The 4,704-nt window shown below is 69.3% G+C and carries 5 protein-coding genes; 1 reads left to right on the top strand and 4 read right to left on the bottom strand.

What is annotated here, in order from left to right:
- Nucleotides 1–139 precede the first annotated feature (139 nt).
- Nucleotides 140–1,231: a mannose-1-phosphate guanylyltransferase gene (locus LOY02_RS17940; protein ID WP_317183734.1), complete on the top strand. Its 1,092-nt coding sequence runs from the start codon at nucleotides 140–142 to the stop codon at nucleotides 1,229–1,231.
- On the opposite strand, the gene LOY02_RS17935 is transcribed toward LOY02_RS17940, so the two are convergent.
- From LOY02_RS17935 to LOY02_RS17920, 4 genes are all read right to left on the bottom strand, one after another.
- A complete protein-coding gene (locus LOY02_RS17935; protein ID WP_317183733.1) occupies nucleotides 1,217–2,098 on the bottom strand; it encodes a glycosyltransferase family 2 protein in 882 nt (293 codons plus the stop codon). The genes LOY02_RS17940 and LOY02_RS17935 overlap by 15 nt on opposite strands.
- Before the next feature lie 48 nt (nucleotides 2,099–2,146).
- A complete protein-coding gene (locus LOY02_RS17930) occupies nucleotides 2,147–3,349 on the bottom strand; it encodes an FAD-dependent oxidoreductase (RefSeq protein ID WP_317183732.1) in 1,203 nt (400 codons plus the stop codon).
- Entirely contained in the window at nucleotides 3,346–3,783 is a 438-nt protein-coding gene (locus tag LOY02_RS17925) for an FdtA/QdtA family cupin domain-containing protein (RefSeq protein WP_317183731.1), read from the bottom strand. Before LOY02_RS17925 ends, LOY02_RS17930 begins: the two co-directional genes overlap by 4 nt.
- A 1-nt stretch (nucleotide 3,784) precedes the next feature.
- Nucleotides 3,785–4,704: nucleotide sugar dehydrogenase (locus LOY02_RS17920; protein ID WP_317183730.1), on the bottom strand; the 920-nt coding region annotated here is incomplete at its 5' end.

Genomic DNA, 4,704 nt, shown 5'->3' with positions numbered 1-4,704 from the left:
CCGCCGGCGCAGTCGAGTGGCCCCAAACGCCCCGCCGGCGCAGTCGAGTGGCCCCGAACGCCTGCACGTGACCAGCGGCCCCTGCCGGATTGGCACGTGCGCCCGTGCGTTTGGGGCCACTCGACTACCGTTACGGGCCATGACCTCGATCGACGACTTCTGGGCCGTCATCCCAGCGGGCGGTTCGGGCACCCGACTCTGGCCCCTCTCCCGCCGCAGCTCTCCCAAGTTCCTGCACGACCTGACGGGCACGGGTCAGTCCCTGCTCCGCGCCACCTGGGAGCGACTGGTGCCCCTCGTCGAGGACCGCGTCCTCGTCGTCACCGGCGCGGCCCACGAGGACGCCGTCCGCGGACAGCTGCCCATGCTCCGCCGCGACGACGTGGTCGCCGAGCCACTTCCGCGCGACTCCATGCCGGCCATCGGACTGGCTGCCGCGATCCTCGAGCGCCGCGACCCGGGAGCGATCCTGGGCGCCTTCCACGCGGACCACGTCATCAGCGACCTCGACGCCTTCCGGGCAGCAGTCGCGGAGGCCATCGCTGTCGCCCGAACCGGGGACCTCGTCACCATCGGCATCGAGCCGACCCATCCCGCCACCGGTTTCGGCTACATCAAGCTGGGCGACCGGCTCGACGTGCCAGGGGCGCCGAGTGCGCACCGTGTGGACGTGTTCGTCGAGAAGCCCGACGCAGCCACCGCAGAGAGTTATGTGCGCTCGGGTGAGTACCGCTGGAACGCAGGGATGTTCGTCGTTGGGGCGACCACGCTGCTCGAGCTCCTGGCTGAGACGCACCCCGAGCTCGCCGCGAACCTGCGGATCATCGCAAGCGACCCGCGACGGCTCCACGACCTCTGGCCCTCGCTGTCGAAGATCGCCATCGACCATGCTGTCGCAGAGCCTGCAGCGGCCGCGGGTCGAGTTGCAGTGGTGCCAGCCTCCTTCGGGTGGAACGACATCGGTGACTTCTCGTCCCTGGCAGAGGTTCTGGACCAGGCGCACGGGACGCCGACGCTTCGCGTCATCACCGGAGTGGATGACGTCGTGTCGATCGACTCGTCGGGACTCGTCGCTGCGGACAGTGGGCGTGCGGTCGCGATCGTCGGCCTCGACGACGTCATCGTCATCGACACGGCTGACGCCCTGCTCGTCACCACGAAGGAGCGCGCGCAGGACGTCAAGAAGGTCGTTGACGAACTGCAGCAGCGGGGCCGGTCAGACCTGACGTGAACCGAGCTGCCGCGTTCGTCGCCGCATCGGGCCGAGGGTCCGCCGGAGCACCTGCCAGACCCGGCGCCGCAGATCCCATCGCAGGCGGGTGACGAGGACGAGCTTGACCCAGGGGCCGGCCGAACTGGCCCTGACCTCCGCAGCCCCGGCTCGGCGGAGTGCCTCCTGCTGCTCTGGGCTGTGCGGCCAGGCCTTGCTCAGGCTGGTCCGCTGGTAGTGCTTGTGGCACAGGGTCTCGGGGACGCGCACGAAGTCGCCCAGCAGCGCCAGGTGCAGGAGCCAGGTCCAGTCGGCCGAGTACTCACCGTGGGTGTTCGGGTGGATACCGCCGACCCGGCGGAAGGCCGACGCGCGGAACAGTCCCCGGTTGGGCACCCACCAGTTGTCCGGACGGCGAGCCATGACCCGCCCCCGGGCCAGAGCCGTGTGGGCACTGGAGAGAAGGTCGAAGACGGCCGGCGAGGTCTCGCCGTCAGGCTCGGTGACGAGCATGTCCGAGAAGGCCATCACGGCGCCGGGCCGGCTCTCCAGCGCTTCGGCGAGCCGCTCGACGTAGGTGGGCGCCACGACGTCGTCATGGAAGGCGAAGAACAGCAGCTCCCCGCTCGCACGGGCCATGAGATCGTTCGAGTTGCGCAACCATCCGAGGTTGGATTCCCTCTCGACGACGACGACGTTGGCGTGCTCCTCGGCGAAGGCCCGGACGATCTCCGGCGTCGCGTCGCTCGAGCAGTCGTCCCCGATGAGAATCTCGAGCTCCTGCCAGGTCTGTGCGGCGAGACTGTCGAGAGTTCGCTTGAGGAAGGCCTCGCCGTTGTAGGTCGGGACGAGGGCCGTCACCCTCGTCCTGCCACCTGGCTGTGTCATCTGCGCCTTCCTCGAATCGTCACCCGTGCGAGCCCTGGCGGGCGAGGGTCAGTCGACTCCCATGATCGTGCGAGCGAGCCGCTCCGCGAGCCACGGCGCCGTCGAGTACTTGCCCGTGTCGACGGAGAAGTAGGCGCCGGCCCTCTCGACTCCGAAGCGGTCGCGACGGTGGAGCCCGGATCGAGGGTCGCCGATCGACCCGCCGCCGCGGGCGAAGACGTGGCCACCAGCGACGGTGAGCTCGGCCGCCTCCTCGAAGACCCGGTCGATCGACGGCATGCACGAGCCCAGCCCCGCGCGGACGTCGGCGACGAACCGGGCCCGGCGTGCTCCGGCCAGCGGTTCGGGGACGTCGAGGGTCACGTCGCGCCCCTCTGCGACGAGGCCTGCGGGATACCAGGAGATGTAGAAGTCGCGACCGTTGTAGTTCTTGACGTCGCCGAACGGGCCGACCGCGACGAGTGCGCTGGGAACGTCGACCGGGCGCCGCGTCCGGACGAAGACGCAGAGGCGGTAGCGGTGTGACCACGAGTGACTGGGGAAGAGTCCGACGGTCCGGTCGATCTCGAGGCGTCCAGCCCAGAGCGCGTTGACGGCGGCGTCGAACGGCTCGTCGAGCTCGGGCGACCCGACGACGCGGACCCCCGTGTCGGTGGACTCGACGGACGTGACCGTCGTGTCGCCCCGGAACCTGACGCCTGACTCGGCCGCGACGGCGCCGACAACGGCATCGGCCACCCACTGCGTCTCCACTGATCGCTCCGGCACGCGGAAGCCGCCGACGATGCGTCCCGAGGCGAGCCCGTCGAGCTCGCTGCGGGTCAGGGGCACCGCTCGGGCGGCCGTGAGCGTGGTGAGGTAGTCGTCGGCGCGCGGATGTGCCCGAATCAGATCGCTCACGGCAGTGAATTGCCTGCCGAGGACGTCGAGTGGCACCACCGAGTCCTCGTGCACGAGGTAGATGTCGTCTCGGGTCGTCGCATGCTCGTTCACGTCGGCAGCGACGAGGTCACTCAGGAGCCTTCGGAAGGCCAGACCCCCCGGGAGGATGTGACGGGCCGTGCCCAGAGTCGAGTCCGCGCCGTAGAGGTACCCGAGGTGGATCTTCCCCTCGTTCCATCGACTCGTCCCCGCCATCGGTGCGGACTCGCGGTCGACGAGCGTGACCGCAGCGCCGAGGCGGGCCAAGTAGATCGCCAGCGACGAGCCCATGATCCCCGCCCCCAGCACGGCGACCCGGCGCCGCGTCACGTGGCACGCTCGCGCAGGTCTGGGTGGTCGATGTAGTCCGCCGGGTCGTAGGCAGCGTCACTGAAGACGACGAGTGCAGCATCGTCACCGACGTAGGTCTGGGTCGCCCACACGCCGGGCTCGATGACGAGCGCAGGCGACTCCTCGTCGAGCAGCACCACCTCCGCTTGCTCGACGGCCCGCAGCTCCACCCGTATCGTCCCCCGGACCCGGAGCAGGAGCTGTCTCGATGCGGCGTGAGCGTGACCGCCGCGCATCGACCCGTCGGGCGCCGTCACAACGAAGGCCCGAGCCACCGGGAAGCCGAGGTCGGCGAAGGTGAGCGGCACGAGCTCGCCACGAGCGTCGACGTGCCTGGCCAACTCGAGCAGGTGCGCCCTCCCGCCGAGGAGCGGGCGCGCTGGTCCGCCCGCCGTGTGCGCCGCGGCGGTCATGTCAGTCGCGACCGTAGATGTCGCGCGTGTAGACCTTGTCGGGGACGTCGGCCAGCTCGTCCGAGTGCCGGTTCGCGACGATGACGTCGGCCTCGCGCTTGAACTCGTCAAGGTCCTGGACGACTCGGGCAGCGTTGAAGGCCTCGCCGTCGAGCGCCGGCTCGTAGACGATCACCTCGATCCCGCGGTCGGTGATCCGCCTCATGATCCCCTGGATGCTCGAGCTGCGGAAGTTGTCTGACCCTTCCTTCATGACGAGGCGGAACATGCCCACAACACGGGGGCCGCGCCGGAGGATGTCCTCGGCGATGAAGTCCTTGCGAGTCCTGTTCGACTCGACGATCGACTTGATCAGGGTCTGCGGGACCTGGTCGTAGTTCGCGAGCAGCTGCTTGGTGTCCTTGGGCAGGCAGTAGCCGCCGTAGCCGAACGACGGGTTGTTGTAGTGCGTCCCGATGCGGGGGTCGAGACCCACGCCCTCGATGATCGAGCGGGTGTCGAGACCGTGCGTCGCGGCATACGTGTCGAGCTCGTTGAAGTAGGCGACGCGCATCGCGAGGTAGGTGTTGGCGAAGAGCTTGGTCGCCTCGGCCTCGGTCGGGTTGGTCAGCAGCACCGGGACGTCGGCGGCCTCTGCCCCCTCGAGGAGCAGGTCGGCGAACTGTTTCGCCTCCGGTGACGTGTCCCCGACGATGATCCGGCTGGGGTGGAGGTTGTCCCAGAGGGCCCGACCCTCGCGAAGGAACTCCGGCGAGAAGAGGATCCGGGCCCCGGGGTATTCCTGTCGCAACCGCACCGTGAACCCGACGGGGACGGTCGACTTGATGACGATGGTCGCCTCGGGGGCGCGCCTGCGCACCTCCGCCGCCACGGACTCGACACTCGAGGTGTTGAAGTAGTTGGTCGTCGGGTCGTAGTCCG

The organism is Intrasporangium sp. (assembly GCF_032907665.1).
In the GTDB taxonomy this organism is placed as follows: Bacteria; Actinomycetota; Actinomycetes; order Actinomycetales; family Dermatophilaceae; genus Intrasporangium.
This window is presented reverse-complemented; position numbering and strand designations above follow the sequence as displayed.

What these genes read in the sequence shown, in the direction of transcription:
- LOY02_RS17940 (WP_317183734.1), top strand. Translation starts at nt 140, where the DNA reads ATGACCTCGATCGACGACTTCTGGGCCGTCATCCCAGCGGGCGGTTCG.
- LOY02_RS17925 (WP_317183731.1), bottom strand. Translation starts at nt 3,783, where the DNA reads ATGACCGCCGCGGCGCACACGGCGGGCGGACCAGCGCGCCCGCTCCTC.
- LOY02_RS17935 (WP_317183733.1), bottom strand. Translation starts at nt 2,098, where the DNA reads ATGACACAGCCAGGTGGCAGGACGAGGGTGACGGCCCTCGTCCCGACC.